The sequence below is a fragment of the [Clostridium] scindens genome, assembly GCF_019597925.1.
In the GTDB taxonomy this organism is placed as follows: Bacteria; Bacillota; Clostridia; order Lachnospirales; family Lachnospiraceae; genus Clostridium_AP.
The window spans coordinates 1,170,325-1,196,638 of the sequence record NZ_CP080442.1 but is presented as its reverse complement, the minus strand read 5'-3'; the positions used below and the strand labels follow the sequence as shown (position 1 = coordinate 1,196,638).

Sequence of the window (26,314 nt, the reverse complement as noted above, 5' to 3'; positions counted from 1 at the left end):
GTATCCCCCTTAAAAATTATACTTTCAAGTGCTTACGGATGGTAAAGAAACTTCCAAGGAAACCGATACCGACTCCCAGTACGATTCCCACCGGAAGCAGTGTCTTATAGACGGTTGCCACTGGAAGGAAGTCTACAATATTATTCAGAAGGCTGAATCTGGTCATGATGTAGGAAATCGCCTTGTCATACATAAAGTACAGCATCACCAGCGGAATCACGGCCCCCACCGCTCCGATGATCAGACCTTCTATCACGAACGGCGCCCGGACGAATCCATCCTTCGCGCCTATGTATTTCATAATCGCTATCTCCTCGCGCCTTACCGTAATACCCATGGTGACCGTATTGCTGATCAGGAATATGGATACTGCCAGCAGGATTGCAATGATTGCCACGGAAACGTAGCCCACTAATTTATTCACGCTTGTCAGCGTCTTTGCCACGACATCCGACTTGTTGACCTTGCGGACCCCTTCCAGGCCTTCCGCAAATGCAACGACATCCTTCTGCTTGGATACGTCTTCCATATAGACTTCATAGTTGTCAGAATTAGCCAGCGGATTGTCGCTCTTGAATCCTTCCGCAAGATCTCCTGACTCTCCGAAATAATCGCCCTTGAACTTATCCCACGCTTCATCCGCGCTGATATAGTTTACTTCAAGAACGCCATCGGCCGTCTTAAGCTCATCGCCAATCTTATCCTTCTGGCTCTGGGTAGCATCCTCTTCAAAGAATACGGTGATCGCCACCCCTTCTTCTGCTTTTTCCACGATATAGTTAAAGTTGATGACAATGGAGTAGAACAAGCCGAACAGGAAGATACACGCTGCCATCGTCGCAATGGATGCGATAGAGAACATCTTGTTTCTTCCAATGTTCTTCACCCCTTGTTTCATCGAATATCCTACTGTACTAATTCTCATTATTATACCCACCTTTTTTCTCGTCGCTTACAATGACTCCCTTCTTCATTGTAACAACTCGCTTTTTCATCTCGTTTACAATCTCCTGGTTATGCGTAACAACCAATACGGTTGTTCCCCTGTCGTTCGCCTCTTCCAACAGTTTCATAATCTCCCATGAATTTGTCGGGTCCAGGTTGCCAGTAGGCTCATCTGCCAGCAGGATTGCCGGTTCATTCACGATCGCTCTTGCGATGGCAACACGCTGCTGCTCTCCTCCGGAGAGTTCCTTTGGATATGATTTGTACTTCTGGGCCAGCCCTACCAGCGATAATGCCGCCGGCACCTTTTTCTTGATGATTCGGGTAGGCGTCTCTGTAACGCGCTGTGCAAATGCTATATTATCATAGATATTCCTGTCCTTCAAAAGCCGGAAATCCTGGAATACGACTCCGATTCCTCTTCTGTACATCGGAATCTTCCTGTGCTTCATCCGGTTCAGGTTCTGTCCGTTTACGATAATCGTTCCTGAGGTAGGGTCCAGTTCCTTCATGATCAAACGAATCAGCGTAGACTTTCCTGATCCGCTGTCCCCTACGATAAATACAAATTCGCCCTGCTCAACCTTCAGGTTAACGCCGTTCAGGGCTGCAACCCCTTTCGAGTACTCTTTCGTTACTTCTTTTAATTCAATCATACTTTCCTCCTGATTATTAATACTCCAGTGATTCCATGTACTTCATATACTTCACGACCATAAGTGCGATCTTGAATGTAATGGCATCTTCAAACACGCGCAGATCTAGCCCCGTGCTCTTCTGAAGCTTATCCAGCCGGTATACTAATGTGTTACGGTGAATATATAATTGTCTGGATGTTTCTGATACGTTCAGATTATTCTCGAAGAATTTGTTAATGGTAGTCAACGTCTCTTCATCGAAATCATCTGGCGATTTCCCCTCAAAAATCTCACGTATGAACATCTTGCATAGCGGAATCGGCAACTGGTATATCAGGCGTCCGATTCCCAAAGCACTGTAAGCGATTACGCTTCGCTCCCCGAAGAATATCTTGCCCACGTCCAGGGCAAGCTTCGCTTCCTTATAAGACTTAGACACTTCCTTAATGTCATTGACTATGGTTCCATAGGCGATCAGGATCTCTTCTTCTCCATCTTCCTTCAGGAGCACATACAAATTCTGCGCGATCTTCTCCAGTTCCTCGTGCCCGTCGCCAGGCTCCAGTTCCTTTACGACAATGATATTCTTCTCATCAACTGCCGTTACGAAATCCTTCGTCCGGTTGCCCAGCAGATTGCGCACATTGTCGAGAGCATTGCTGTCCTTTTCGTGCTTTGTCTCAATAATAAAGATAACACGTCTCACTTCTGTGTCAATATGTAATTTTTTGGCACGGTTGTAAATGTCCACTAAGAGCAGGTTGTCAAGCAGCAAGTTCTTAATGAAATTGTCCTTGTCAAATCGTTCTTTATAAGCCACTAAAAGATTCTGAATCTGGAACGCGGCAATCTTTCCTACCATATATACATCATCGCTGCCTCCATTGGCAAGCAGGATGTATTCCAGCTGATGCTCGTCAAAAATCTTAAAGAACTGATATCCCTGTACAACCTGACTGTCTGCCGGGGATTCTACGAAGGAGACTGCCTCTTCTTCATAGTTGTCCTGTTCTGAAAATGTACTTGCAAGAGATTTACCGTCGGTGTCCATTACGCAGAAGTCAATTCGTGTAATCCCTTTCAATCCTTCAATCGTATTTTGAAGTATTTGATTAGATATCATATTCCATCTCCTCCACTCATTTCAATATGCATTTTTCACAACAAATTACTTGAAAAAGTAGCCAAAATGCATACTACTGAATTCTATCTTAATATATATCAACAAAAAAATAAAGAGGAAATCACATATTTTTGTTAATTTCCTCAAGATTTTAATAAAATATTCAGTTTTTGGCCATGTACATAGTGACGAAAAGTCAAATCTTATAATTTTCTTATTTATTTTGCGGGGGAGAATTGATTCGGCTCGCTGCGCTTGCGCTTCTCAATCTCTTTCTTGAAAATGCGCCGGATAAGGAACTGTCCAATCCTGCTCTGCCCGAGGCCTGCCTTCTTTACCGGAAGGCTTTCCTTCCCCAGCCCGATAAAGACGCGGGCATCCAGAAGACTCCGGTTCTTCATAATAAAGTCCTCCTGAAGAGGCGCCGACAGCGCCGCGAAGATACAGTCCACCTCGCCGCCGTTGATCGCATTGACCAGCATATCATCCGCCCGGTTCCTTGCCGATACCTTTGCCAGTCCGATAATCTGGAGTCCGCTATAGTATCTCTGAAGGTAGTCATAGAACTCCTGGCCCTCCTCTTCCGTCTCCACCAGAAGATAGATTCTCTTATGGTTCTTATGAAGGTATCGCATAAACATCTTCAGGAACAAATGGCCTTCTGTCTCCTGAAGGAACTTGCGGTCTGTGATATCTGCTGCCTCCAGGATTGTCTTATCCCCAGCCAGTACAAGATCGAATTCCTGCATATTCTCTTTGAGTTCCGGCAATTCGTCCATCTGCATCAATCCATCCACTGTAACCATCTCTATCACGCTTACCGGCTCGGACTTCAGATACTCCATGGTTTCCTTCATGGCTTCCTTGGCCGTGCAGTTATCTATATCAATATCTAAAACTTTAATCTTATCGCTCATAACTTCACCTGCTAATGTTTTTACCAGTTTTTCGATTATAGCAAATGGATACCCTCTTTTCAACCTTTATGACCAATTGTTCACACTAATTAATATTCGTAATATTTTTGTTACTTTTTCTCGGCTTCCCGCCTTTTCTTCGTCATCAGGCCTCCGATTCTGCCTGTCTCCTTGGATGACAGCGATCTCCATCCCTCCTGCATTACCTTGTCCAGCAGTCCCAGTTCCTCCGCGATCTCGTATTTCATCTTTTCTTCCTGTGTCAGTTCATCCAGCTTGATCGGTTTATTCTTCTTTCCAGCCATAGCACAATACCCCTTTCATTTTTTAGTAAGTATTGACACCTTTTGGATGGAATATACTGGCAGCCCCTCCCGCCTTCCTTATACGCGGAAAAAGCACCCTGTACGGATGCTTCTCCCTCTTTGAAGATTAATATGTTCTTGGTTGGTCCGGAATTATAATAGCCGCTATAAAATAAGCCAGGATTCCTGAACCAGTACAAGCTAATAACACAAGTCCCAGACGAATCAGCGTCGGGTCTACATTGAAATAATCGGCTATGCCTCCGCATACCCCGCATATCATGCGGTTTTCCCGTGATCTATATAGTCTTTTCTGTTCCATTTAATAATTCTCCTTTCATTCACGCGTCCGGTTTTCTTGGACGTCCCCGTTATAATGCATTTCCAAAATTAATCGTAATGGTCCCCACTCCACAATCTACCTTAATATCTCTTGAAGCCCCATTGTCAATATTCTTTTCGTTGGCTAAGCCTGAATAAGTAGTATTTCCACAGATGACTTCTCCTACTCCGCAGTCGATATCATAATTGTAAGAGGATTCTTCTCCGGAAACCGTCAGGATAATCTCGCCCACTCCGCCGTCAATATCGATCTCTGACCTTGCATCTCCATTCGCATGGATGCTTCCGGCTCCACAGTCAAATTCTACCTCGCCTGCTTCAAAATGCGTAAGATTCGCATCGCCCGCTCCCACGCCCACATACAGATCCTGGGCAAAAATCTTTTCTATATCCAGCGTACCGGCTCCAATGTCAAAGGATGCCTCATTCAGCCTTAAGTCCCTGGGCAGGGTAATCGTAATCGTTCCTGACCCCACATTGTTGACATGCCATATCCTTTCCTTAGACTTTATCTTTAATTCGTCGCCGTCCTGATAGCACTTAAGTCCCAGACGCTTGTTGATGCCTCTTGTCTCGACTGTTACATCTTTTGCATCGTCGGAAAGCACGACCTTCACCTGTCCCGCGAAGATGTCTACATCTATTTCGGTTATGTTGCTATAACTATTTTTCATATCATCCGCAAGGGGGATGTCATCATCGTCATTGATATAATCATCCACCGTATAATTGTAGGAAAACACCCCTATGCCATGCGGAAAGCGTCCTTCTATCATATCTGTCGTAACACCCAGTACCTTGGCGATCACACAGCACACAAAGCCAATCGCTGCCGTTGCCGCGCATACTATCCAGAATATCTTCCATCCCTTTTTCATGCTTATGCCACCGCCTTTCCTTGAAACGGCCTGCGGCAGATCCATACGATTCCTCTACAGATCCCCGGGAATACTACCAGGCAAAGCTTCACGCTTGCTACGGTTGCTATCACGCCCAGTACCGTCAATATCAGTCCTGTTCCTACCAGCGCTAATCCTACGGCAAGTTCCGGAATCAATGTAGCGATTCCAACACAGAATACCACGATTCCTGCAATCGCTACTGCCACGGATGCAATTACCAGCGCTATAAACGCGCAGAACAACGCAATTATGCATCCAAGTACCGCCAGCGTTATTCCAACTCCCAGCGGAATCAGAACTGGCGCACCAACCAGAATGATCGCGATAATCAGTACGATCTTCAACGCCCTGCTGGTCTTCGGAGGCTCTTTTTCTTCCTTCCTCTGATAGTCCCTGCCCGCCGGCATCTCCTTCTGGTCAAACCTGGAGTCGGTATATCCATTCTCCGAATACTCCGCGTAATCGCCGGCCTGGCTTCCCAGATCGGCCTTGATCGTGGCCGCCACCTTTGCAGGGCTTCCTAATTCAGATATCACCTGCTCTTCATTCTCTTCTCCCGCATCATCAAAATAATCGTTATAATACTGCATCGCCTCTCTGCGTTCTTCTACTGGCACATCCTGTAATAATGCGGCTAATTCTGTCATAAACTCTATGCGGTTCATGCAGTCACACCTCCCTCAAACAATTCATTAATCTTCAAAGAATAATTTTTCCATTCTACCCGATATAGATTCAACTGCGCCATACCTTTTTCCGTCACCTTGTAGTAGCGCCGGTTGCGTCCGTCAAACTGCTTATCATATACTTCCAGACATTCGTCTTTCTGCAGCCTCCTTAGCACAGGATATAATGTTGATTCTGATACGTCAATGGCCTTTCTTACGTCTTGGGTAATCTTATATCCGTAAGTCCCTTCCTTCTCCCTGGATACGACCGCCAGTACTATGGCGTCCAGAAGAGCGGCTCCGGTGTTAAATACCATATTCTCACTCCTTTGCTGGAATTTTATAATATATCTTTCATTACAATATTGTTTTGATGGTTATATTATATGTCGTATAATATGATTTGTCAACACATATTATATTTTTTGCGAGAATATTTTTATGGAAATTGAGGAATTGGGGATTGTGGTACGCCGGGGAGGGCGGGGAGGCTGTTTCTTCGACGCTTCGGCGCCTGCATCTCATGCACCGGGATGTAAGTCTGCGGGAGAGTCGTCGGCTGACTCCTCTCCCGCGGCCTAACATTCCGGGCATGGATATTCCGGACGCCTCCGCTTCCCTGCGAAACAGCCTCCCCGCCCTCCCCGGCTACCGGCAATTTGTTGGCAATTCTGCGTGGTGTGCCTGCGTTAAATTACACTTTTCACCGGATTTATTTTAGTCGCGGAAGTTTAGCAATAGAAATCTTTAGACTTTAGCCTCAACGCAGCATTGAGCAAAATGATACGAATATGTACTTCTTGCGGCTTCCTGGCGATTTCTCCCCCACGGCGCAGCATCGTGGCTTCTTAGAAAGCAGGCGTAGGGAGGGGCTGTGGCTTGCGGTGGTCCGTCGAGGGAGCCGTAGGAAAGTGTTAGCAAAAAAACCTGATTTCCAGATACGAAGATTTTGTCTCAAACAAAATCTTCGAGGACATCTGAGGTGCGAAATTCTTTCAGAATTTCACGCCGAATATGTCCGGTTATCTGTAAATCAGGTTTTTCTGCTTATACTTTCCCGGCGAAGCGAGTCGGAGCCGCTGCAAGCCACAGCCCCTCCCTACGCCGTCCTCCTTAACAATCACAAGCCTACGCCCAAAAAATCCACCACCCCGCCACACACTGCGCTCCCAATATCAGCGGCATTCCCAAGCGGAACTTCCAGTGTCTGGTCTTATGGCGGAATATCTGCATTCCTGCTATAGCGCCAATGCTCCCTCCAGCTGCCGCCAAAAGGAAGAGGGTCTTCTCCGGCACGCGCCAGCCTTTGTTCCTGGCCTGGCGCTTGTCATGTCCGAACACCCAGAATGTAACAATATTTATGAGTATTATATATACAGCTAATATCTGTGTCATGGCAATCGAATCTCTTTCTTTATAGTAAAGGAATAGATAATCTTCTCCTTAACCTTTTTCTGTGTCAGCTGCTCCAGCGCCTTCGCATAGTAGTCCAGCTGGGAATGGTACCGTTCTATCAGCCCTTCCGGCGTGTATATCTGGTCTGTCTTATAGTCCAGGACTACCAGCCCGTCCGCCTCTTCAAAGTAAGCATCTATGATTCCCTGTACCAGGATCAGCTCGCCTTCCTGTTCTTCGGGGTACATTTCTCTGGCGTCCACCCCTAGCACGAAGGGCTGCTCTCTCCATAGGGCGCCTGCCCGGGCAGCCGCTTTCATTCGCTGTCCTGCCCCGCCATTTAAAAAGCCCAGGATATCGCCGTGCCGTATGCAGGCAGCCATATCCGCGTCCATCTTTCCTTCTTCCACATATGCGCTCACCGCGTCCGCCAGTTCCGCTTCCCCATAATCCTGTGCAAGATCCAGAAGTTCCATCAGGCGGTGGTATGCCGTACCTCTGGAAGCCCCTGTCAGTTCTTCCTCTTCCTTAAGGAATCTTGGAATGAGCGGAACCACTTCAGGCTCTTCATACAATAATTCGCCTCTTTCGTCTAATTCCTCGCCCAGGCTTTCCTTCAGATAGATTCTCTTCTTAAGTTCGGAAACGGTAAATTTTAATTTCTGCATTCCGCTTCCGGCATATGGATACTGATATCCAAACTGCTCTTTTATCGCCTCATGCATGGCCGGATCATAGACCTGGCTGGTATTCCATGCTTCCAGCATCGCCCTGGTCATCCTTCCGGCAGTCTCTTCTATGACTTCTTCTTTTACAATATCGTCAAATGCTATCCTTTTTACTGCGATAGGAACCTCGGGCGGCACGCTGGATACTGCCGGAAGAATCCAGTCCCAATAAGTAGATGCCTTGCTAAGACGGCCAAATGTAATCCCCATCTCATAGAGCGGCATCTTCTTCTCCAGATTTGGAATAGTTCCCGTAATGATCAATTTCTCCTTAGCCCTAGTTAATGCCACATAGAGGACCCTTAATTCTTCGCCCAGGCTGTCCAATGCTTCTTCCTTCTGGATAATCTTTTTTACAAGGCTTGGACTTTTCGTCCTGTTGGCAATATGAATCGCGTCCAGGCCCACGCCCATTTTTGAATGAAGAACCACGCTGCTTCTGGCATCCTGCATATTGAACCGTTTCCCCATTCCGGCTACGAACACAATGGGAAATTCCAGTCCTTTGCTCTTGTGAATGGTCATAATACGCACCGTGTCAGACTGCTCATCTTCAATACTCGCTTCCCCATAATCCACGTCATACTTCTGCAATTGTTCTATATAGCGTATAAAATGGAACAGCCCCTTATAACTGGTAGATTCAAAAACCCTTGCCTTCTCTGCCAGCATGTCAAGATTGGCCTTTCTCTGCTCGCCTCCCGGCATGGCGCAGGCATAGTCGCCGTAGCCGGTCTTCTCCAGCACCATATGCAGCAACTCATGCATAGGCGTATAAGGAACCACCTTGCGAAATGCCTCCATCTGGCCCAGGCACCGGCCCAGCTTGCCACGAATAGACTCATCTTCGCCTCCCGCAAGATAGTCTGACACTGCCTGGAAGAAGGGCCGTTCTTTATAACTGCTTCTTATAATCGCTAGTTCTTCCTCCGTCATAGCGCCAATCGGCGAGGCCAGCACCGCTGCCAGCGGGATGTCCTGCCTCTGGTTATCCAGGACACGCAGGTAATCCAGAATCACCCCAATTTCCTGGGTTGCAAAATATCCCTCTCTGGTGCCTGCATAGGTCGGAATCCCTTCTTTGCTCAACACCTCCGTAAACACATCCGCAAATCCTTTTATGCTGCGGGTCAGTATGACAATATCCGAATAGCGCGCCAGCCGGAATTCCCCGGTCTTCTTGTCCGTCACCTGCTGGTGATGGATTAATTCCCGGATACGCCCGGCGATCGCCCTGGCCTCCAATTCTCGTTCCGTAATTCCCTGAACTGACTGCGCCTCATCTTCCCATGCATCCACGTTGCTGTCAATGACCAGCACCTCTGTCTCCATATTTTCTCCATCTTTATAATCCGCGCCCACATACAGCGCTGCCTGGTCGTCATAGACGATGCCCCCCAGTTCCCGGGTCATGATCTGGCGGAAGATATAGTTGACTCCTTCCAGCACTTCCCGCCGGCTGCGGAAGTTCTTATGAAGGTCGATTCTCTGCGTCTTGCTGTCATCCGTATCATAAGTATCGAATTTCTCCATAAAAAGTTCCGGCCTGGATAAGCGGAATCGATAGATGCTCTGCTTTACATCCCCGACCATGAATATGTTATAACGTCCCTCAGACACGGTAGAGATGCTGGTTAGGATAGCTTCCTGGATCAGATTGCTGTCCTGATATTCATCAATCATGATTTCCAGGAACTGCTGCTGGTACTCCCTGGCGATGACCGAAGGGGCAAATCCTTCGTCCGTCTTATCAGTAAGAATCCTCAGCGCGTACTGTTCCATATCAGAAAAGTCAATCATATTTTTGGAGCGCTTCTTTTCTTCGAATCTTTCGGCGAACTCCCGGACAAGGCTTGCCAGTTCCTCCATCGCAGGACGGCAGATCTGAAGGTCTTCAAGAATTCCCGGCGCATCCTGATAAAAATACTGGCCGGCCAGATCTTTGACCAGCCCTTTTACCTCCTCCCGGATTGCCTTTACCTTGGCTGTCTTTTCCTCCGACACCGTCTTATCCCGGTTGGCTGCAAGCCTCATCCACTTTACGCTGTTCATCTTTACTCCAAGTTCCGTAAACGCGCCCGTCCCCCTCAATTCCTCGATCATCTGGATGTCGCTTCGAAGAGCTGTATCATAGGCCGCAGGCCCATCCGGGTCATTGCAGATATCCAGCCCCTCATGAAGAAGCCTTCCGGCATCATAAAGGTACCGTCTCACATTATCCATCACCAGAAGAATATAGCCGCTTTCCTCCAATTCCGAAAGGCTGTCCGCGTTATAGGCCTCCAAGCAGGAGGACAGCCATCCTTCACTGTCCGGGTAACTCCTGGAATACTCATAGATTTTCAGCACCAGTTCTTCCATCTTCTTATCGCTTCTCCCGCCGCCATAAGCAGCAGCGAAGTCCAGGAATCTCTGTTCTCCCCGCTGGTACCGGTCCTCCAGCATCTCTTCCAGCACGTCATGGCGCAGAAGTTTCAACTCGCCTTCCTCTCCAATCCGAAATCCAGGATCCATGTCAATCGCGTGAAAATGATCCCGGATCACCGACAGGCAGAAACTGTGAATCGTCGTAATCTGCGCATTGTGTATCAAAGTGGCCTGCTGCTTAAGATGCTCGTTGCCCGGGTATTCTTCCAGTTTCTTCTCAATGGCATTGCGGATACGTTCCTTCATCTCCGCCGCCGCTGCCTCCGTAAATGTTACGATCAGCAGACGATCTACATCTACCGGGCTTTCATCCTCCGTGAGCATAGTAATAATGCGTTCCACCAGGACGGCCGTCTTGCCAGAGCCTGCCGCAGCTGATACGAGAATATTCCTGTTTCTCAGGTCTATGACTTTCTGCTGTTCCTTTGTCCACGTAACTTTCATGACCTATTCTTCTCCTTTCGAAGCGGCTTGCATGGCAGCGATCGCTTCTTCTTTGCTCATCTTCCCGATATCCCGGTAAGCGTATCCCGGAACCTTCACATCAAATCCGCATACGTGCCGGTACTTGCAGTAATCACAGCCGGTCTCCTGACCTCTTCTGTATGGCGAGGCCTTCGTCTCTCCTCTTAAGATGCTCTGGTGGGTTTCTTCTACTTTTCTTGCCGCATGCCGCATCATGATCTGGAATTCTTCCTCCGGCACGGCCTTGGAACTCTTTGCCAGGCTTCCGTTTTTGTTGAACTTCACCGGAACTGCCAGGGATTCCCCCTCCGTCCGGTGTTCCAGATGATGGAGCACCTCATCTTTGAGGTTGATCATTCCATCCGGCTTCAATTCCTTCAATAGGGCCTCTTCCACCGAGGCCTCTTCCTGCTTGTCAACAAGCGGATCCTGGATCCGATAATAGAACACGCCAGCCGGAATGACTTCCTGCTCCTTATGCTTTTTCTGCTCCGCTTTTACCGCCGCGTCCATATACACCATCAGCTGCAGTTGGAGACCATGATACAGGGCGACCACATCGAACGCCTTGCTCCCGGTCTTGTAATCCAGCACCTTTACATAGACCTTATCCCCATCCTCGCAGGTATCGATCCGGTCGATCTTGCCGTTCGCAAACCGGAATTCATAGGCAGAAGGCTGGAAGTCTCCGGCAGACAGCTGCTTGGTAAGCGCCCACACCGTACGCTCCAGCATGCGCTTCATGCGCACGATCATATATTCATTCCTTGCAGAACTATACAATACCGAATTGCCATAGTCCGTGATCGCCTCTTCCACGCTTTCGTCAATGAAGGAAGCCCGCTTCTCCTCTTTTAATCCAACCCAGCCGCAGCCTTCCCTTTCAACCTTACGGGAAAAGCGCTCCAGCGCGTTATGGCACACATTTCCCATATCCACTGCCTGGAAATCATACTCCTGTCTTTCCTGAAGATTCAGCCCATAGGTCAGGAAATGGGCAAACGCGCAAGTCTGGAACCTTTCCATTCTGGTAATGCTGTCTTCAAATTCTTCCCCATAAAGCCTTTTGGCAACGGCCTCGGTCAATCCATCCATAGGCCGGCGGTAATACCCGGCTTTTAACAGGCTCTCCACCTTGCTCTGCCACTTAGGGCTCTTCTTGTACCAGGTATAGAGTTCTTTCCACGCCGCGTCCATGCCTTCCCCATTTCCCTGAAAACCGCGAATCAGATAGCTAATTCCCATCTTCTCCGTAATCTCCCGCAGCGGAAGCGCCATGCCTTCCTCATCCTGCACCGGAAGCAATGGAAATAGCCGTCTCAATTCCTGTATCAGATAAGACGGACGGATACTCTTGCCGTCCGCAGACACCTTGCTGTAATAGATATTCAGCTGTTCGGACGGCTTTGTAAGATTCATATAGAGATAAAACTTCTGGATATAGGCCTGTTCCTTGCCTCCCGGCGACAGAGAAAGCCTCTCCCTGGCAAATTTTTCCCGATCCCTTTCGGACAGAAGCCCGGTTCGAAGCAATGGCCCCGGAAGATATGTGTCATTGGCTCCCACGAAGAACAGCGCCTTGATATCCTTAAGCCTGGTCCGCTGCACGTCTCCCGCCACCACCTGGTCAACGCTGGGTGGGATTACGCCTACCCTCGCTTCTTCCAGGCCGGCATCCAGCAGCTTGCAGTATTCATTCAGGCTGACCTTCTCATCCCCCAGAAGTTCTACGAATTTGTCGAACAGTTCTATTACTATCCTGTATACTTGGGCGTATTCTTTTGCAAGCGCCAGTTCCCCTTCTGCCTGGAACCGTTCTTCCAAAGCCGCCAGTTTCACCTGCAGGTCCTCGCGCACCATGAATTCATACAGAGCCATAGTAATGTCACGAACCGTCTTGCTTCTCTGCTTCAGTACATAGAGCAGGCCGTCTACCTTCTCTACCAGGATTACGCGGCAGTGGTTCAACGCCTCCAATTCCTCTTCTTCCATCCCCTTCAAGCGGCGTACCCATTTCTCCTGCCACCTTTTATAGCCTTTGATCCCCAGGCCAATGACATAGTTCTCTAACCTGTCCACTTCATCAAAGCTAAACCCTGCCAGGTTGGTCCGAAGAAACCGGAACACGCTTTCATAAGTAAAATTCTGTTCTGCCATGTCAAGCAGGCTCCTGATATACTCGACAAAAGAATTTAGAAGAATGCTTCTCTTATGATCCATAAAAGCCGGAATCTCATACATGGCAAAGGCCTGCTCCAGATCGTCGCCGTACACGTCCATATTGCTTACGATGACGCCGATCTCCCGGTAGCGGTATCCTTCCTTCCTCACCAGCGCCCGAATTGCTCCTGCCACGGCCATGGCCTCCTCCTTCGGATTTCTTGTCACATGAATTCCGATCGACTCCGGCTCTTTTCCGAATCCCTTCCCATGATAGCGGAACAGGTTTCTTTCCAGAAAAGCCAGGGAATCATGATCCTTAAAACGATAAGGAGGCCTGCCATACAGGCAGACCGGCTCGTCAACCGCTATGTTATGATCTCTGGCAAGCCGCATCAGCGTGGTCACCATATGCTTTCCAAGCCCGAAGAGCTGGTATGGGTGCTGATAGACGTAAGGATCTTCCCGGTCATCCATGGTCACCGTAATCACTACTTTGCGGCAATGGGTCATAAGTTCCAGAAGCAGCCTGTTCTGCACCGGCGTAAAGCCGGTAAACCCATCCAGCACTACCGTGCTGTTCTTGAGCATATCAGACTTGCAGACCATCTGGCTTAGAACATCCAGCAGTTCCTCTTTTGTAATATATTTCTTTTCCAGATACTCCATGAATCCTCTGTAAAGCACCTGGATGTCTTTCAGCTTGTAGTATAGCCTGGATTCCTCTCCCGCCGTCTCCATGACGCGTTCGAGTTCTTCTTCCGTAATGTCATATTGGGCAAACTCGGAGATGACTGACTTCACCTCGCTGATGTACCCAAGCTTCTTCATATTTCCCCCCAGAACCTTGAGTTCCCCTTCGTAGTCTCCGGCTATCTTTCTCAGAATCAGGTTCTTGCCTTCATCGTCCAGAACGGGCAGCGTCCCTCCGCCCGTCTCTTCGAACACGCGGTAAGACAGCCTGACAAAACTTAACACATCAATATTCATGATTCCATGGCAGGGGTGCATATTGACCAGATCCTTCTGCGTCTGCATCGTAAACTGCTCCGGCACAAGGACGATATAATTCTGCTCCTGATGGAGCCTAGATTCGTCAATTATCTGATGGTATAGGTGATATGATTTTCCCGAGCCCGACGGCCCGAATATAAATTGTAAAGGCATAGGTTTTCCTCCCTATGCCTTAGTATATTATATCGCTCTTAATTTTTCAACAAACTCATTGCTCAGGGTAATCTTTGCCACATAGAACACGTCGCCTGTCATAAATACGTTCCAGTCTTCTTCAATCTCGACCTGAAGCTCGCCTCCCGGCATCTGTACTATGACCTTGTTGTTGGTCATTCCCAGTTTATAGGCGACTCCGGCGGCAGCGCATGCGCCGGTTCCGGAAGCCAGCGTATAGCCTGCACCTCGTTCATAGATCTCGATCGCCACATGCTCTTTATCGATCACCTTCATAATCTGCGTATTGATCCGTTTGGGGAAGTATCTTGCCAGTTCTGCGTAATCGCCAATCTTGCATACCAGCGGCTTCGAGATCTCCCGCATCGGAATAACGCAGTGCGGATTGCCGATGGATACGCAAGTAACCGGATACAAGGTTCTTCCAAATACCATATCTTCATTGATGACCTCCCTGCGCTCTCCTGTCACCGGGATATCATCGCTCCAAAAAGACAGTTTTCCCATGGATACGCGAAGGCGGCTGCCGTCTTCATTGAGGAATGTAACTTCCACTGGCCCATTGCCTGTATAGAGTTTAAAGTTTTTCTTCTGTACGTAGCTTGCGTCTTTCAGGTACTTTGCGAATATCCTGACCCCGTTTCCGCTGGTCTCCGACTCGCTTCCATCCGGATTCCAGACCTTTACATGCATTCCATCTTCTTTCAGGATAGGTCCTTCCAGCACGCCGTCCGAGCCAAGCCCTTCATTACGGTCGCAGATCATCTTTACATTCTTCGGTGTAAGTTCCAGTTCATTCTTATTAGGGTCAAATACAACATAATCATTTCCCAGCCCATGATAACGTTCCAACACAACCTTCATAACATACCTCCGTCTTTCCATTGGGATTGTCCTTATTGCTCCCCGTTATTATATCTCTATCATATCAGGCATTATTTCCCATTTCAACACAAATCGTGCTTAGCATATTGCAAATAATGCTCTCTTGCTATAAGATAAACTCTAAGAAGGAGGCGCCCTTATGGAACAATATGTAAAAAAAGGATACTTAAATAGCGAATTCCGACTGTTCCACCTTACGGATCAGGAGACTCGGGAGGTGGAATACCATTATCACGACTTTGACAAGATCACCATATTTATCAAAGGAAATGTCAATTACATGGTGGAGGGAAAATCATATGAGCTCATCCCTTATGATATCGTGCTGGTAAAGCACAATGATATCCACCGCCTGATTGTAGATAATTCTACCGTATATGAACGGATCATCGTATATATATCGCCCAATTTCATCAATGCCTATCAGACGGATTCCTATGATCTTAGCTACTGCTTTCAGAAAGCCGAAGAAGAGCATTCCAACGTTCTTCGCATCCCATCTCTTGAGAGAAGTTCTCTATTCCGCTCCATCACCCAGCTGGAAAAATCCTTTTCCGACGACGGATATGCAGCCGGATTATACCGCCAGGTCCTATTCCTGGAATTCATGATACATCTGAACCGCGCCGCGAGAAAGAACCGGCTGGAATTTATCGATACCGCCAATTGCAATGTGAAGGTTCTGGATATCCTGCGCTATATCAACGAGAATCTTGGCAGGGATCTGACCATAGACCATCTGGCGGACACTTTCTACATCAGCAAATATTATATGATGAGACTATTCAAGCAGGAGACCGGCTATACTATGGGACGCTATATCTCCCAGAAGCGGCTCCTGCTTGCAAAAGACTTGATATTATCCGGCGTGCCCAGCACGCAGGCCTGTTTTGACTGCGGATTCAAGGATTACTCCACGTTCTCCCGCTCTTATAAGGGGCTTTTTGGCGAATCCCCCCGGGAAACCTTGACTTTGTCATAGATTTCCACAGGTACATAAGCCCTGACAAAGATGCCGTCCTCTCGGTATTCTTCTTCCTGCAGTTCCCCGAATCTTCGGATCATCTGGATCTTCGCCGCATCCTGGTAAGGATAGAGATTCTCAATGGCAACCTTCTGCTGCCTGAGTACTGCCTCTATAGTCTTGAGAAGTTCCGGTATTCCTCCCCTTGTCTTTGCGGAGATCTTGACCGTATAATCTGCATGAAAGTCCCGGACGATGGCATCGTCCTGTGCCTTGTCCTGCTTGTTGAATATAGTAATGATCGGCTTATCGGTTACTCCAAGATTCTGAAGCGTCTCATATACGATATACATCTGCTCGTCCATCTGGGGATTGGCCGCATCTACTACATGAAGAATGATATCCGCATACCTGGCTTCTTCCAGCGTGCTTCGAAAAGCCTCTATCAGATGATGCGGCAGCTTGCGGATGAATCCTACCGTATCCGTAAGCAGTATCTCCTGTCCGCTGGGAAGCTTCAATTCCCTGGTGGTGGGGTCAAGGGTTGCAAACAGCTTATCTTCTGCCAGGATACCTGCCCCGGTCAGCGTATTAAGAAGCGTAGACTTTCCTGCATTGGTATACCCTACGATGGCCGCCACCGGAATCCGGTTGCGGCTTCTCTGCTCTCTTGTGACCTCCCGGTGACGCTTCACGTCTTTCAATTCCCGGTTCAGCTGGGCAATCCGTCCCTTGATCAGCCTTCGGTCCATCTCCAGCTTCTTCTCTCCCGGCCCTCTGGTACCTATGCCGCCTCCCAGCCTGGAAAGCGCCGTGCCAAATCCGGTAAGCCTAGACTGACGGTATTTTAACTGGGCCAGTTCTACCTGAATCTTGCCTTCGCTGGTAGAAGCCCGTGACGCAAATATATCGAGTATGACCAGCGTCCGGTCCATCACCTTCGCGTCTAGCTCATCCTGAAGGTTCTTCATCTGCGCCGGGGATAGTTCATCATCACAGATAATCCCGGTTGCTTCCAATTCCCACAGCAGATCTTTGATCTCTTCAATCTTTCCCTTGCCTACATAAGTGCCCGGATGGACCTGCTCCCGGTTTTGAATCACCACGCCCACAGTATCCGCTCCGGCTGTGGAAGCCAGATCCTTTAATTCCTCTAACGACTTCTGGGTGTCATCCTCATCCGTTACGCTGACGCCTACCAGGATGACCCGTTCGGTCTCTTTTTCCAAATCAATCATATTTCCCATATATTATCTTGTCTCCAGAAATTCCAATTCTTTTTTTGCTGCTTCATCGTCCGGATACTCTGCCAGGTATTCCTTTAGTTTGGCCTTCGCACTTTCCCAATCCTTCATCTGTTCATATGCTACGATCATGTTAAAGTGCATCTCTTTTTTGAGTTCCTCGCTGCTATCCTCCTGGCCGACGCCAAGGCGGTAATAGTTAAGGGCAGATTCCGGCCTGGAGAGCTTCATATCGCAGTTTCCCATAAAATTATAGATGGTGCCAGTCTTCTTGGCACCATTATCAAGCGCGTTCTGAAACGCTTCTTTTGCTCCCTCATAATCTTCCTGCTCCCATTTTGCAATCCCGATTCCTCTGTAGGCATCTCCTATATTCACCTCCGAATCGATTGCATCCTGGAACTGTTCGATCGCTTCTTTATATTTTCCATCTTCCAGGTATTCTACTCCTTTTTCAGATGGATTTTTTACACAGCCTGTCAATACAATGGCAGCAGCCATCACAGACAGGGCTATCTTCCTATACTTCATATATCCTCCTAAACAGTATAACGGACAACCCAGACGGCATTCAGGATTGCCGCGAACATTACGCCGACTTCAGCCAGAATTGCTTCCCACATTCCAAAATAGCCAATTGTGGCAAGTATCAGGATCAGCACCTTCACAATCAATGCAAAAGAAATATTCTGGCTGACTACTCTTAAGGTCTCCTTCGCAATCTTGATCGCGTCCACGATTCTTGGCAATTCATCTTCCATCAATATAATATCAGCCGCCTCAATTGCTGCCGCCGAGCCCAGCGCGCCCATAGCGATTCCTACGTCAGCTCTTGCAAGGACCGGCGCGTCATTGATTCCGTCTCCAACGCATACCAGACGCTCCGTAGAATCCTGAAGATCTAAAAAGTCCTCCAGCTGCTCTAATTTATCCTCTGGCATCAGTTCTGCGTACGCATAGTCTATCTTCAGCTTCCTGGCTACTTCCAGGCTGCTGCTCTTGGTATCTCCGGTAAGCATTACCAGTACTGCCTTGCACTTTTCCTTCAAGTATTGGAGTGTCGTCTTTGCATCTTCCTTGACAGAATCGGCGATCACGATATAGCCGGCATATTTCTTGCCGATGGCAACATAGACGACCGTTCCATCACGGCTCACTTCATCGCAGAGAACCTTCTGCCGATCCATCAGCCGCTTATTACCCACATAGACCCGCTCGCCTTCAAAAGTCGCATTGACGCCATAGCCCGGCAGTTCCCGCATCCGGTATACCTTGTTCTTATGGATCTCTTTCCCGTAGGCTTCTGACAGGGACTGGGCGATCGGGTGGTTGGAATAACTCTCCACATGGGCTGCGATACGAAGCAGCTCGTCATTGTCCATCCCCACCGCTTTTACTTCCTTTACCTTGAATATGCCTTCCGTCAGCGTTCCAGTCTTGTCAAACACGAAGGTATCTGCCTTGGAAAGGTCCTCCAGATAGTTGCCGCCCTTGATCACGATCCCCTGTCTGGCTGCTGACGCAATGCCGCCAAGGAAAGCAATCGGAATGGACATGACCAGTCCGCAGGGGCACGCTACTACGAGGAAGATCAATCCTCTGTAGATCCAGGTATCCCAATTCCCATAGGAAAATGTAAGGGGCGGATAGATCATGACGAGCAAGGCGCACACCAGCATAACCGGCGTATAGATTCTTGAGAACCTCGTAATAAAATCTTCGCTTTCCGCCCTTTTCTCCTGAGCCTCTTCTACCATCTCCATAATCTTGGTTACGGTGGAGTCAACATACAGCGCCGTGACCTTTGCCTCGATCACCCCATTGAGGTTGATGCATCCGCTATATATCCGGTCTCCCGGCCATGCGGACTGGGGCATGGCTTCTCCTGTCAAAGCCTTTGTATCAATGCTTGTAGTGCCGGAGACGACAACCGCATCCACAGGGATGCGCTCTCCCGGCTTGATTACAATAATATGTCCTAGTTTCAGCGCGGAAGGATCCACCTTGAATTCTTTTCCGTGTACCTTGCGGGTCGCGTATTCCGGCCGGATATCGATCAGTTCTTTGATGGAACGCTTGGCGCTGTCCGTGGAATAGGCTTCAAACATCATCCCCAATTCAAATAAGAGCATAACAAGTACGCCCTCTACATATCTCGCCACGCCAAAAGCCCCTATCGTAGCAAGTATAATCAGCGTATACTCTGTCAGGAACTTCTTCTGCGCCAGCTTCTCTTCCAGCACCTTAAAGGCATCAAAGCCTATAATCAGGTATGCTGCCAGAAACCATATGAACTTTGCCCGGTCGGACATCGTATACTGGATGGTCACCGCTATCCCGCATACGTACACAAACACCCCCACCGCATAAATGATACACCTTTTCTTCAATTCCTCGGTCATAATATTGTCCTTTTTGATAACTATATGAAAACTATTCCGCGATATGCTCCATTCCCTGACTGATTATCGTCTGGATATGGCCATCGGCCAATGAATAGTATACCGTCTTCCCTTCTCTTCTGTTCTTTACCAGTTTCATCTGCTTTAAGACTCTAAGCTGATGCGAGATGGCCGACTGGGTCATCCCCAGAATCTCTGCCAGGTCGCAGACGCACATCTCTGATTCCAGCAGAATCCACAAAATCTTGATTCTGGTAGCATCCGCAAACACTTTGTAAAAATCCGCCAGTTCTTTTAACCGTTCTTCCTCCGGCATCCTCTGCCGGACCGCACGGACTTTATCATCATGAATGCATGTAATATCGCAGCACTCTACTTCTGTCTTCTTCATACATTCCTTCCTTTCAGCATGATAAACCCTATCGCGGCATGCCCCAATAGGTATGAATATTCACTCATTTATTAATTATGCCAAATGGTGATTGTTATTTCAACCATTTGGCATTAAATGAATTAAAATTAATATTTTCGTAACTATTTCTTATGCATTTTCTTATGCATTGCCACTATTTTGACCGGCATACAGTATCCGGATTGAATTCAGCACGCAAAGCATTGCAACGCCTGTGTCGGCAAATACCGCCATCCACATATTGGCATAGCCTGTGAATCCAAGAATCATGACAAGGAATTTGATGGCCAGCGCGAATACTACATTCTGCATGGCGATTTTCCCGGTCTTCCTTGCAATGGAAACTGCTTCCGGTATGGCGTCCACCGAGGATGTCATGAATACCACATCCGCCGCCTCGATCGCGGCATCCGCCCCGTTCCCCATGGCAGCGCCTACATCTGCCCCGGCAAGAACCGGCGCATCATTGATGCCATCGCCTACGAACATGACGGAGCCATGCTTCTTACGGATCTGCTTTAAATGGCTTAATTTATCTTCCGGCAGAAGCTGGGCATGGACTTCGTCAATTCCGGTCTCTTTTGCAACCGCCATCGCATTGTCCCTGGCATCTCCCGTCAGCATAGCCGTGATCAGGTTCTGTGACTTCATACGCTTCACGGACGCTCCTGCTTCCGGCTTGATTACATCTGCGACCACCAGATAGCCTTCCAGTTCGCCATCTACCGCTATCAGCACTTCTGTGCCATACAGATCCGACTGATATCCGCTGACATCCACTCCGTATTTTTCCAGAAGTCCCTTGCTTCCGCACAGCACGGTTCCTTCCGGGAACACGGCACGAATCCCTTTGCCTGAGATTTCCTCCGCTTCTTTCGGACTGGATAGTTCCAGATTCTTTTCCCTTGCCGCCGACACGATGCTGGTGCCGATAGGGTGCGTCGAACTAAGCTCGCAGTCCGCAGCGATTGTGAGGATCTGCTTCTGCGTCAATCGTTTCAAAGAAACCACCTGCTGTACGACAAAGTTTCCCTTCGTTATGGTTCCTGTCTTATCCATAACGATGGCCTTTACATCCTTAAGCGCTTCAATGGCTACTCCTCCTTTAAATAGGATTCCCCTCTTAGAGCCTGCGCCGATTCCAGAGAAGAAAGCCAGAGGAACGCTGAGTACCAGAGCGCATGGACAGCTGATTACCAGAAACGTAATCGCCGTATAGATCCAGTGATTCCATTCGCCGGTAACCAGGGAAGGAATCACTGCCGTAGCAGCTGCGACTGCTACGACCACCGGAGTATAGATCCTGGCAAACTTGGTAATGAAGCGGTCGATCTTCGGCTTGCTGGCAGCCGCATTTTCTACGGAATCCAATATCCGGGTTACCATAGACTCGCTGAGCGGCTTTCTTACCTCCATCTTCAGAACCCCCTGGTCATTTACACATCCGGAGTAGACTTCGGTTCCCGGGTATACGTTTACCGGAACTGGCTCCCCGGTGACCGGCGAGGTATCGATCTGACTTCTTCCTTCAACGATGACGCCATCTAGTGGAATTCGGTCGCCCGGACGGATCAGGATCATATCCCCCACCTTTGCCTCCTGGGCCGGGATGCTCTTCGTTTCGTCTCCACGGACAAGGTTTACAACTTCCGGCCTCAGATCAACTGCTTCCATGATCTGGGATCTGCTGCGGCTTACTGCAATGTCTTCAAACAATTCTCCAACCCGGTAGAACAGCATGACGCCTACCGCTTCCGCAAAGTCACCAATGGCAAATGCCGCCAGCGTTGCCACGCTCATTAGAAAATTCTCATCAAACACATGCCCCTTTGCCAGATTCTTAACTGCCGTCCACACAATGCCAAGACCCAGAATCACATATGCCGCTATAAACAGTACCGTGCTAATCAAAGATGCCGGATAAAGATGCTCGATCACCTCTCCAGCCACAAACATCACCGCCCCCACGGCTATGGCCAGGATATCCGCCTTTTTATCCTGGACAGTGCTGGTCTTTTCCTGCTTTTTTACTGGTGCGCTGTCCCTGGGCGTTACCGTAACATCCTCCTCGATGGATGCGCATATCCTTCTGAATTCCGGAAGCAATGCCTCCTGGTGGTCTGCCGCTACTGCCAGCTGCTTTGTGGCATATGTAATGGTAGCCATCTTTACCCCTGGAAGTTCCCCGATCATGCGCTCCATCTTGGCGGCACAGTTGGCACAGCCCAGATTCTCAAGTATATACACTCTCTTTTCAACACCCTCCGGCATTGGAAGCGTCTCCCGGGATGCCGCTGCTTCATGCTCATGGTGATGGTGTTCATGCTCTTCATGCCCATGTTCATGATGGTGCTCATGGCCGCATCCACACGCTTCGTGCTCATGATGATGGTGCTCATGCTCTTCATGCACGTGCTCATGATGATGGTCGTGGCCGCATCCACACGCTTCGTGCTCATGTGCTACCCTCACTCTTTCTGCTTCTTTCATATCTCAAATCCTCCTGAATGAATGTTGTGATTTCGCCTGAACATATGAACAGTTATTCATATGTTCATTTATATTATATGCACTCCGTTATGGATTGTCAATATATAATCTTGAAAAAAGAAATGAAAAAGCACCATGGATTTTCATCCATGGCGCCAATCTTAAAAACGCTATTAAAACGGACCCCGTCCCAAGTCCGTTACCATCTGGGAGCCTGCTCCCTGCTGTTCTCAACTGCGCAGGAAATGGCCTCGTTGAACGTCGGATGGGCGCGCATCGCATACATTAACTGGGAAGAAGTCAGGCCGTTCGCTATGGCCGTAGCCAATTCTCCAATCATGTCGGTCGCCCTCTGGCACATCAGCTGGGCGCCCAAAAGCACATCGCTGTCGGCTGCGAACAGTACTTTTATGAATCCCTGCTCTTCCTTGGAAATAATAGACTGTCCATTTACATTCATGATATATTTGCCACAGCGTAGAGAAATCCCCTTTCTCCGGGCCTCTTCTTCCGTAATCCCCACAGACGCGATCTCCGGATCCGTATACAGACAGCTGGGCACGATAGAAATAGAGGTAAACAGGCAGCTAGGTACCATCTCGATAATAACGGACGGCTCTACATCGTTCATCCGTTCCACTACATAGGTTGCCTGAGCCGAAGCCACATGGGCCAGCTGGATTCCTCCGGTGACATCGCCGATGGCATAGATCCCCGGAATATTGGTCATGTAAAAATCATCTACGATAATCCTTCCATTCTCCATCTTGACGCGGACATCCGGATCGAAGAGCCCTTCCGTATTCGCAACCCTTCCTACGGATACCAGGACAGCATCCACATCAACCTGCTGATTTTCCCCCTTATACACGAAATGGCATCCTACGCCATCCTCCTGCTGCGTCACTCTTTCCAGTATGCTTTCCCTATAAATGCTGATTCCGCGGTTCGTAAGGATTTCCTCCAAAGCAGATGAAAATTCGCTGTCCATATTGGGAAGCAGCCTGTCTGATACTTCTACGATCGTCACATCGCTTCCAAGCGCATTGAATACGGTCGCCAGCTCGATTCCGATAACGCCTCCGCCCAGTATCAGCAGCCTGCGATACTGACTCTCATTGGACGTCAGCAATTCTTCGCTGGTCATGACTCCGGGAAGGTCCAGACCCGGAATATCGATCGTGCGGGCCCTAGCCCCGGTAGCAATCAGGATATGCTTGCCATAATAGTACTCTTCTTCCTTATTCGGCGTAACTACCCTGACCTTTTTGTCGCTCTGGATCGTTGCGGTTCCCCTTACGCTGACTACCCCAAGCTCTTTAAACTCTTTTTCCAGTTCCTCCCGCATCCGGGCCGCGGAAAGATCCTTATACTCATATATCTTCTGCAGGTCGAACCCGACCTTTTCTGCTGACAGCCCGAACTTTTCGCATTCTGTCATCTCCCGGTACAGCATCGCCGCGTGCACCAGGGCTTTCGTGGGAATGCATCCTCTGTTGATACAGGTTCCCCCCACATCCCCTTTGTCAATAATTACTACCGACATTCCAAGCTTCGCCGCCTTCTTCGCGGCAACATACCCGCCTGGGCCGGCTCCGATAATGATCAGATCAAATTGCTTTCCCATGACATACCTCCCTTTTTACTAATCAATCTGCCAGTCAATTGGTTCTATCCCATGTTCTTCAAGGAATGCGTTGGTCTTGCTGAATGGCCTGCTTCCAAAGAATCCTCTGAATGCGGATAATGGGCTTGGATGGGGCGCTTTTAGGATCAAATGTTTCGGATTATTAAGCATTCTTGCCTTCTGCTGAGCCGGGCTCCCCCATAGAATAAATACGATAGGCCTGTCCTGGCCATTTAAAGCCATGATCGCGGCATCTGTAAATTCTTCCCAGCCGATTCCCCTGTGTGAATTGGCCTGATGGGCGCGTACGGTCAGCACCGTATTCAGCATAAGGACGCCCTGCTCGGCCCACTTCGTCAGGCATCCATGTTCTGGGATGGCGCATCCAAGATCATCATGAAGTTCCTGATAGATATTCACCAGGGATGGCGGGGTCTCCACACCTTTTTTCACGGAAAAGCACAGCCCATGGGCCTGTCCATTGTTATGGTAGGGATCCTGTCCCAGAATCACTACCTTTACTTTATGTAGCGGCGTCAGATGAAATGCATTGAAGACATCGTCTGCCGGCGGGAAAATCAGCCTGGTCTTATACTCCTGGTTTACTGTCGCAAATAACTTCTTGTAATACGGCTTCTTAAACTCATCATTCAGAGCCTCGAGCCAGTCATTATTAATCGCTGCCATATTCTAATTCCTTCCATGCTACAGGCGTACGGATACGCCCTTATTCCGCAGATATTCTTTCACCTCCCGGATCTCCAGTTCTTTATAATGGAACAGGGAAGCGGCAAGAGCCGCATCTGCTTTCCCTTGCGTCAGAGCCTCATAAAAGTGTTCCATGGTTCCTGCGCCGCCGGACGCGATAACCGGGATGGAAACCGCCTCGGCAATGGCTCTGGTCAGTTCCAGATCGTATCCAGCCTTAGTCCCGTCACAGTCCATACTGGTAAGAAGAATCTCTCCGGCTCCCAGGCTCTCGACCTTCCTTGCCCATTCCAGCGCATCGATGCCCACATCAATACGTCCCCCATTTTTATAGATGTTCCAGCCGCTGTTATCGGGTCTTTTCTTGGCATCGATCGCCACCACCACGCACTGGCTGCCGAACTTGTCTGCCGCGTCCGAGATAAGCCTTGGAGTATTGATGGCTGAAGAATTGATAGAAATCTTATCTGCTCCTTCCCTGAGCAGCATCTTGAAATCCTCGACCGTACGGATTCCCCCTCCTACGGTAAAAGGTATAAACACCGTCTCCGCCACTTTGCGTACCATGTCCACGACCGTTCCCCTTGCATCGGAAGTTGCCGTGATATCCAAAAATACCAGTTCATCCGCCCCCGCCTTATCATAGGCTTTTCCAATCTCCACCGGGTCTCCGGCATCCTTCAAATCCACAAAATTTACGCCCTTTACTACGCGTCCGTTATTCACGTCCAGGCAGGGAATGATTCTTTTTGTATGCATACTCTCTCCTCCGTCTATAGTTCCACAAAATTCTTAAGTATCTGGATTCCTGTATCGCTGCTTTTCTCCGGATGGAACTGGCAGGCGAATATATTGCCCTTCTCCACAGAAGCGTGAATCAAAGTTCCATACTCGGTGGTAGCCGTCACGATCTCCTCCTCTTTTGCCTTAAGATAGTAAGAATGTACGAAATATACGTACGGCTCTTCGGTCAGGCCTTTGAATAGCCTTCCCTGATTCGGGAATCTCAGGGAATTCCATCCCATATGCGGAATCTTAAGCCCATCGCCATCCGGAATGCGAAGAATCTCCCCCTTCAGAATGCCAAGGCCTTCTATCTGCGGCGCCTCGTCGCTTCTCTCAAATAACAGCTGGAGCCCCAGGCAGATGCCGAGAAACGGCGTCCCGCGCCTTACTACTTCCTCTATCACTTCCACCAGCCCATACTGGCGCAGTTTCCCCATCGCGTCTCCAAAGGAGCCCACTCCCGGAAGAATTACCTTGTCTGCCTTTAAAATCGCATCCCTGTCCCTGGTGATGACTACTTCCTGGTTCAAAAGCTGCAGCGCTTTTTCCACGCTCTTAATATTGCCGGCATCATAATCTATTATTGCTATCAA

The 26,314-nt window shown here is 48.8% G+C and carries 23 protein-coding genes; 1 reads left to right on the top strand and 22 read right to left on the bottom strand.

The genetic code is table 11. The annotated features are described in order from the left end of the window. Nucleotides 1-16: 16 nt before the first annotated feature. From ftsX to dapF, 13 genes are all read right to left on the bottom strand, one after another. Nucleotides 17-925, bottom strand: coding sequence for a permease-like cell division protein FtsX (gene ftsX / locus K0036_RS05735; protein WP_025644506.1), 909 nt, complete (start codon nt 923-925; stop codon nt 17-19). Then, a complete protein-coding gene (ftsE, locus tag K0036_RS05730; protein ID WP_025644508.1) occupies nt 915-1,601 on the bottom strand; it encodes a cell division ATP-binding protein FtsE in 687 nt (228 codons plus the stop codon). The genes ftsX and ftsE overlap by 11 nt, the downstream gene beginning before the upstream one ends. Nucleotides 1,602-1,617: 16 nt before the next feature. After that, nucleotides 1,618-2,706 carry a PucR family transcriptional regulator gene (locus K0036_RS05725; protein ID WP_025644510.1) on the bottom strand — a complete coding sequence of 363 codons (1,089 nt, stop codon included), beginning with the start codon at nt 2,704-2,706 and terminating at the stop codon, nt 1,618-1,620. Nucleotides 2,707-2,924: 218 nt separating this feature from the next. After that, entirely contained in the window at nt 2,925-3,623 is a 699-nt protein-coding gene (locus K0036_RS05720; RefSeq protein WP_220430930.1) for a WecB/TagA/CpsF family glycosyltransferase, read from the bottom strand. A gap of 110 nt (nt 3,624-3,733) precedes the next feature. Beyond that, entirely contained in the window at nt 3,734-3,928 is a 195-nt protein-coding gene (locus tag K0036_RS05715; protein ID WP_004605660.1) for a small, acid-soluble spore protein, alpha/beta type, read from the bottom strand. 127 nt (nt 3,929-4,055) lie between these two features. After that, the gene (locus K0036_RS05710; protein WP_004605659.1) at nt 4,056-4,250 is read right to left on the bottom strand and encodes a PspC domain-containing protein; all 195 of its coding nucleotides are present in this window, start codon (nt 4,248-4,250) and stop codon (nt 4,056-4,058) included. Between the two features lie 49 nt (nt 4,251-4,299). Then, entirely contained in the window at nt 4,300-5,148 is an 849-nt protein-coding gene (locus K0036_RS05705; protein WP_220430929.1) for a DUF4097 family beta strand repeat-containing protein, read from the bottom strand. Between the two features lie 2 nt (nt 5,149-5,150). Next, a complete protein-coding gene (locus K0036_RS05700) occupies nt 5,151-5,837 on the bottom strand; it encodes a DUF1700 domain-containing protein (protein ID WP_025644516.1) in 687 nt (228 codons plus the stop codon). Further along, the gene (locus K0036_RS05695) at nt 5,834-6,157 is read right to left on the bottom strand and encodes a PadR family transcriptional regulator (protein WP_025644518.1); all 324 of its coding nucleotides are present in this window, start codon (nt 6,155-6,157) and stop codon (nt 5,834-5,836) included. Before K0036_RS05695 ends, K0036_RS05700 begins: the two co-directional genes overlap by 4 nt. An 811-nt stretch (nt 6,158-6,968) precedes the next feature. Next, nucleotides 6,969-7,235, bottom strand: a complete 267-nt coding sequence (locus tag K0036_RS05690) for a DUF1294 domain-containing protein (RefSeq protein ID WP_025644520.1) — start codon at nt 7,233-7,235, stop codon at nt 6,969-6,971. Further along, nucleotides 7,232-10,834, bottom strand: coding sequence for a helicase-exonuclease AddAB subunit AddA (addA, locus tag K0036_RS05685; protein ID WP_220430928.1), 3,603 nt, complete (start codon nt 10,832-10,834; stop codon nt 7,232-7,234). Before addA ends, K0036_RS05690 begins: the two co-directional genes overlap by 4 nt. Before the next feature lie 3 nt (nt 10,835-10,837). Beyond that, nucleotides 10,838-14,182 carry a helicase-exonuclease AddAB subunit AddB gene (gene addB / locus K0036_RS05680; RefSeq protein WP_220430927.1) on the bottom strand — a complete coding sequence of 1,115 codons (3,345 nt, stop codon included), beginning with the start codon at nt 14,180-14,182 and terminating at the stop codon, nt 10,838-10,840. A gap of 27 nt (nt 14,183-14,209) precedes the next feature. Further along, on the bottom strand, nt 14,210-15,067 hold the full coding sequence (gene dapF / locus K0036_RS05675) for a diaminopimelate epimerase (RefSeq protein WP_025644531.1): 858 nt from the start codon (nt 15,065-15,067) through the stop codon (nt 14,210-14,212). 160 nt (nt 15,068-15,227) lie between these two features. Here dapF and K0036_RS05670 point away from each other — a divergent pair, with 160 nt between their 5' ends. Beyond that, a complete protein-coding gene (locus K0036_RS05670; protein ID WP_025644533.1) occupies nt 15,228-16,070 on the top strand; it encodes an AraC family transcriptional regulator in 843 nt (280 codons plus the stop codon). Here K0036_RS05670 and hflX read toward each other — a convergent pair. The 9 genes from hflX to hisH all read right to left on the bottom strand — a co-directional run bounded on the left by hflX (nt 16,019) and on the right by hisH (nt 26,314). Beyond that, complete coding sequence (gene hflX / locus K0036_RS05665) at nt 16,019-17,299, bottom strand: GTPase HflX (RefSeq protein ID WP_220430926.1); 1,281 nt, start codon at nt 17,297-17,299, stop codon at nt 16,019-16,021. The two genes, K0036_RS05670 and hflX, sit on opposite strands and share 52 nt — an antisense overlap. 3 nt (nt 17,300-17,302) lie before the next feature. Further along, a complete protein-coding gene (locus K0036_RS05660; protein WP_025644537.1) occupies nt 17,303-17,827 on the bottom strand; it encodes a tetratricopeptide repeat protein in 525 nt (174 codons plus the stop codon). An 8-nt stretch (nt 17,828-17,835) separates the two neighbouring features. Next, on the bottom strand, nt 17,836-19,698 hold the full coding sequence (locus K0036_RS05655; protein WP_025644539.1) for a heavy metal translocating P-type ATPase: 1,863 nt from the start codon (nt 19,696-19,698) through the stop codon (nt 17,836-17,838). 31 nt (nt 19,699-19,729) lie between these two features. Continuing rightward, the gene (locus K0036_RS05650; RefSeq protein WP_025644540.1) at nt 19,730-20,089 is read right to left on the bottom strand and encodes an ArsR/SmtB family transcription factor; all 360 of its coding nucleotides are present in this window, start codon (nt 20,087-20,089) and stop codon (nt 19,730-19,732) included. A gap of 162 nt (nt 20,090-20,251) precedes the next feature. Beyond that, complete coding sequence (locus K0036_RS05645; protein WP_227036335.1) at nt 20,252-22,600, bottom strand: heavy metal translocating P-type ATPase; 2,349 nt, start codon at nt 22,598-22,600, stop codon at nt 20,252-20,254. Nucleotides 22,601-22,799: 199 nt separating this feature from the next. After that, on the bottom strand, nt 22,800-24,227 hold the full coding sequence (lpdA, locus tag K0036_RS05640) for a dihydrolipoyl dehydrogenase (protein WP_173694759.1): 1,428 nt from the start codon (nt 24,225-24,227) through the stop codon (nt 22,800-22,802). A gap of 18 nt (nt 24,228-24,245) precedes the next feature. Beyond that, nucleotides 24,246-24,914 (bottom strand): uracil-DNA glycosylase, encoded by a 669-nt coding sequence (locus tag K0036_RS05635; RefSeq protein WP_025644547.1) that lies wholly within the window; start codon nt 24,912-24,914, stop codon nt 24,246-24,248. A gap of 18 nt (nt 24,915-24,932) precedes the next feature. Beyond that, nucleotides 24,933-25,694, bottom strand: coding sequence for an imidazole glycerol phosphate synthase subunit HisF (gene hisF / locus K0036_RS05630; RefSeq protein ID WP_025644549.1), 762 nt, complete (start codon nt 25,692-25,694; stop codon nt 24,933-24,935). A gap of 14 nt (nt 25,695-25,708) precedes the next feature. Continuing rightward, nucleotides 25,709-26,314: an imidazole glycerol phosphate synthase subunit HisH gene (gene hisH / locus K0036_RS05625; RefSeq protein WP_025644551.1), complete on the bottom strand. Its 606-nt coding sequence runs from the start codon at nt 26,312-26,314 to the stop codon at nt 25,709-25,711.

Bases quoted from the DNA above. Each gene is read 5' to 3' on its own strand.
- ftsX (WP_025644506.1), bottom strand. From the start codon at position 925: ATGAGAATTAGTACAGTAGGATATTCGATGAAACAAGGGGTGAAGAAC.
- ftsE (WP_025644508.1), bottom strand. From the start codon at position 1,601: ATGATTGAATTAAAAGAAGTAACGAAAGAGTACTCGAAAGGGGTTGCA.
- K0036_RS05725 (WP_025644510.1), bottom strand. From the start codon at position 2,706: ATGATATCTAATCAAATACTTCAAAATACGATTGAAGGATTGAAAGGG.
- K0036_RS05720 (WP_220430930.1), bottom strand. From the start codon at position 3,623: ATGAGCGATAAGATTAAAGTTTTAGATATTGATATAGATAACTGCACG.
- K0036_RS05715 (WP_004605660.1), bottom strand. From the start codon at position 3,928: ATGGCTGGAAAGAAGAATAAACCGATCAAGCTGGATGAACTGACACAG.
- K0036_RS05710 (WP_004605659.1), bottom strand. From the start codon at position 4,250: ATGGAACAGAAAAGACTATATAGATCACGGGAAAACCGCATGATATGC.
- K0036_RS05705 (WP_220430929.1), bottom strand. From the start codon at position 5,148: ATGAAAAAGGGATGGAAGATATTCTGGATAGTATGCGCGGCAACGGCA.
- K0036_RS05700 (WP_025644516.1), bottom strand. From the start codon at position 5,837: ATGAACCGCATAGAGTTTATGACAGAATTAGCCGCATTATTACAGGAT.
- K0036_RS05695 (WP_025644518.1), bottom strand. From the start codon at position 6,157: ATGGTATTTAACACCGGAGCCGCTCTTCTGGACGCCATAGTACTGGCG.
- K0036_RS05690 (WP_025644520.1), bottom strand. From the start codon at position 7,235: ATGACACAGATATTAGCTGTATATATAATACTCATAAATATTGTTACA.
- addA (WP_220430928.1), bottom strand. From the start codon at position 10,834: ATGAAAGTTACGTGGACAAAGGAACAGCAGAAAGTCATAGACCTGAGA.
- addB (WP_220430927.1), bottom strand. From the start codon at position 14,182: ATGCCTTTACAATTTATATTCGGGCCGTCGGGCTCGGGAAAATCATAT.
- dapF (WP_025644531.1), bottom strand. From the start codon at position 15,067: ATGAAGGTTGTGTTGGAACGTTATCATGGGCTGGGAAATGATTATGTT.
- K0036_RS05670 (WP_025644533.1), top strand. From the start codon at position 15,228: ATGGAACAATATGTAAAAAAAGGATACTTAAATAGCGAATTCCGACTG.
- hflX (WP_220430926.1), bottom strand. From the start codon at position 17,299: ATGGGAAATATGATTGATTTGGAAAAAGAGACCGAACGGGTCATCCTG.
- K0036_RS05660 (WP_025644537.1), bottom strand. From the start codon at position 17,827: ATGAAGTATAGGAAGATAGCCCTGTCTGTGATGGCTGCTGCCATTGTA.
- K0036_RS05655 (WP_025644539.1), bottom strand. From the start codon at position 19,698: ATGACCGAGGAATTGAAGAAAAGGTGTATCATTTATGCGGTGGGGGTG.
- K0036_RS05650 (WP_025644540.1), bottom strand. From the start codon at position 20,089: ATGAAGAAGACAGAAGTAGAGTGCTGCGATATTACATGCATTCATGAT.
- K0036_RS05645 (WP_227036335.1), bottom strand. From the start codon at position 22,600: ATGAAAGAAGCAGAAAGAGTGAGGGTAGCACATGAGCACGAAGCGTGT.
- lpdA (WP_173694759.1), bottom strand. From the start codon at position 24,227: ATGGGAAAGCAATTTGATCTGATCATTATCGGAGCCGGCCCAGGCGGG.
- K0036_RS05635 (WP_025644547.1), bottom strand. From the start codon at position 24,914: ATGGCAGCGATTAATAATGACTGGCTCGAGGCTCTGAATGATGAGTTT.
- hisF (WP_025644549.1), bottom strand. From the start codon at position 25,694: ATGCATACAAAAAGAATCATTCCCTGCCTGGACGTGAATAACGGACGC.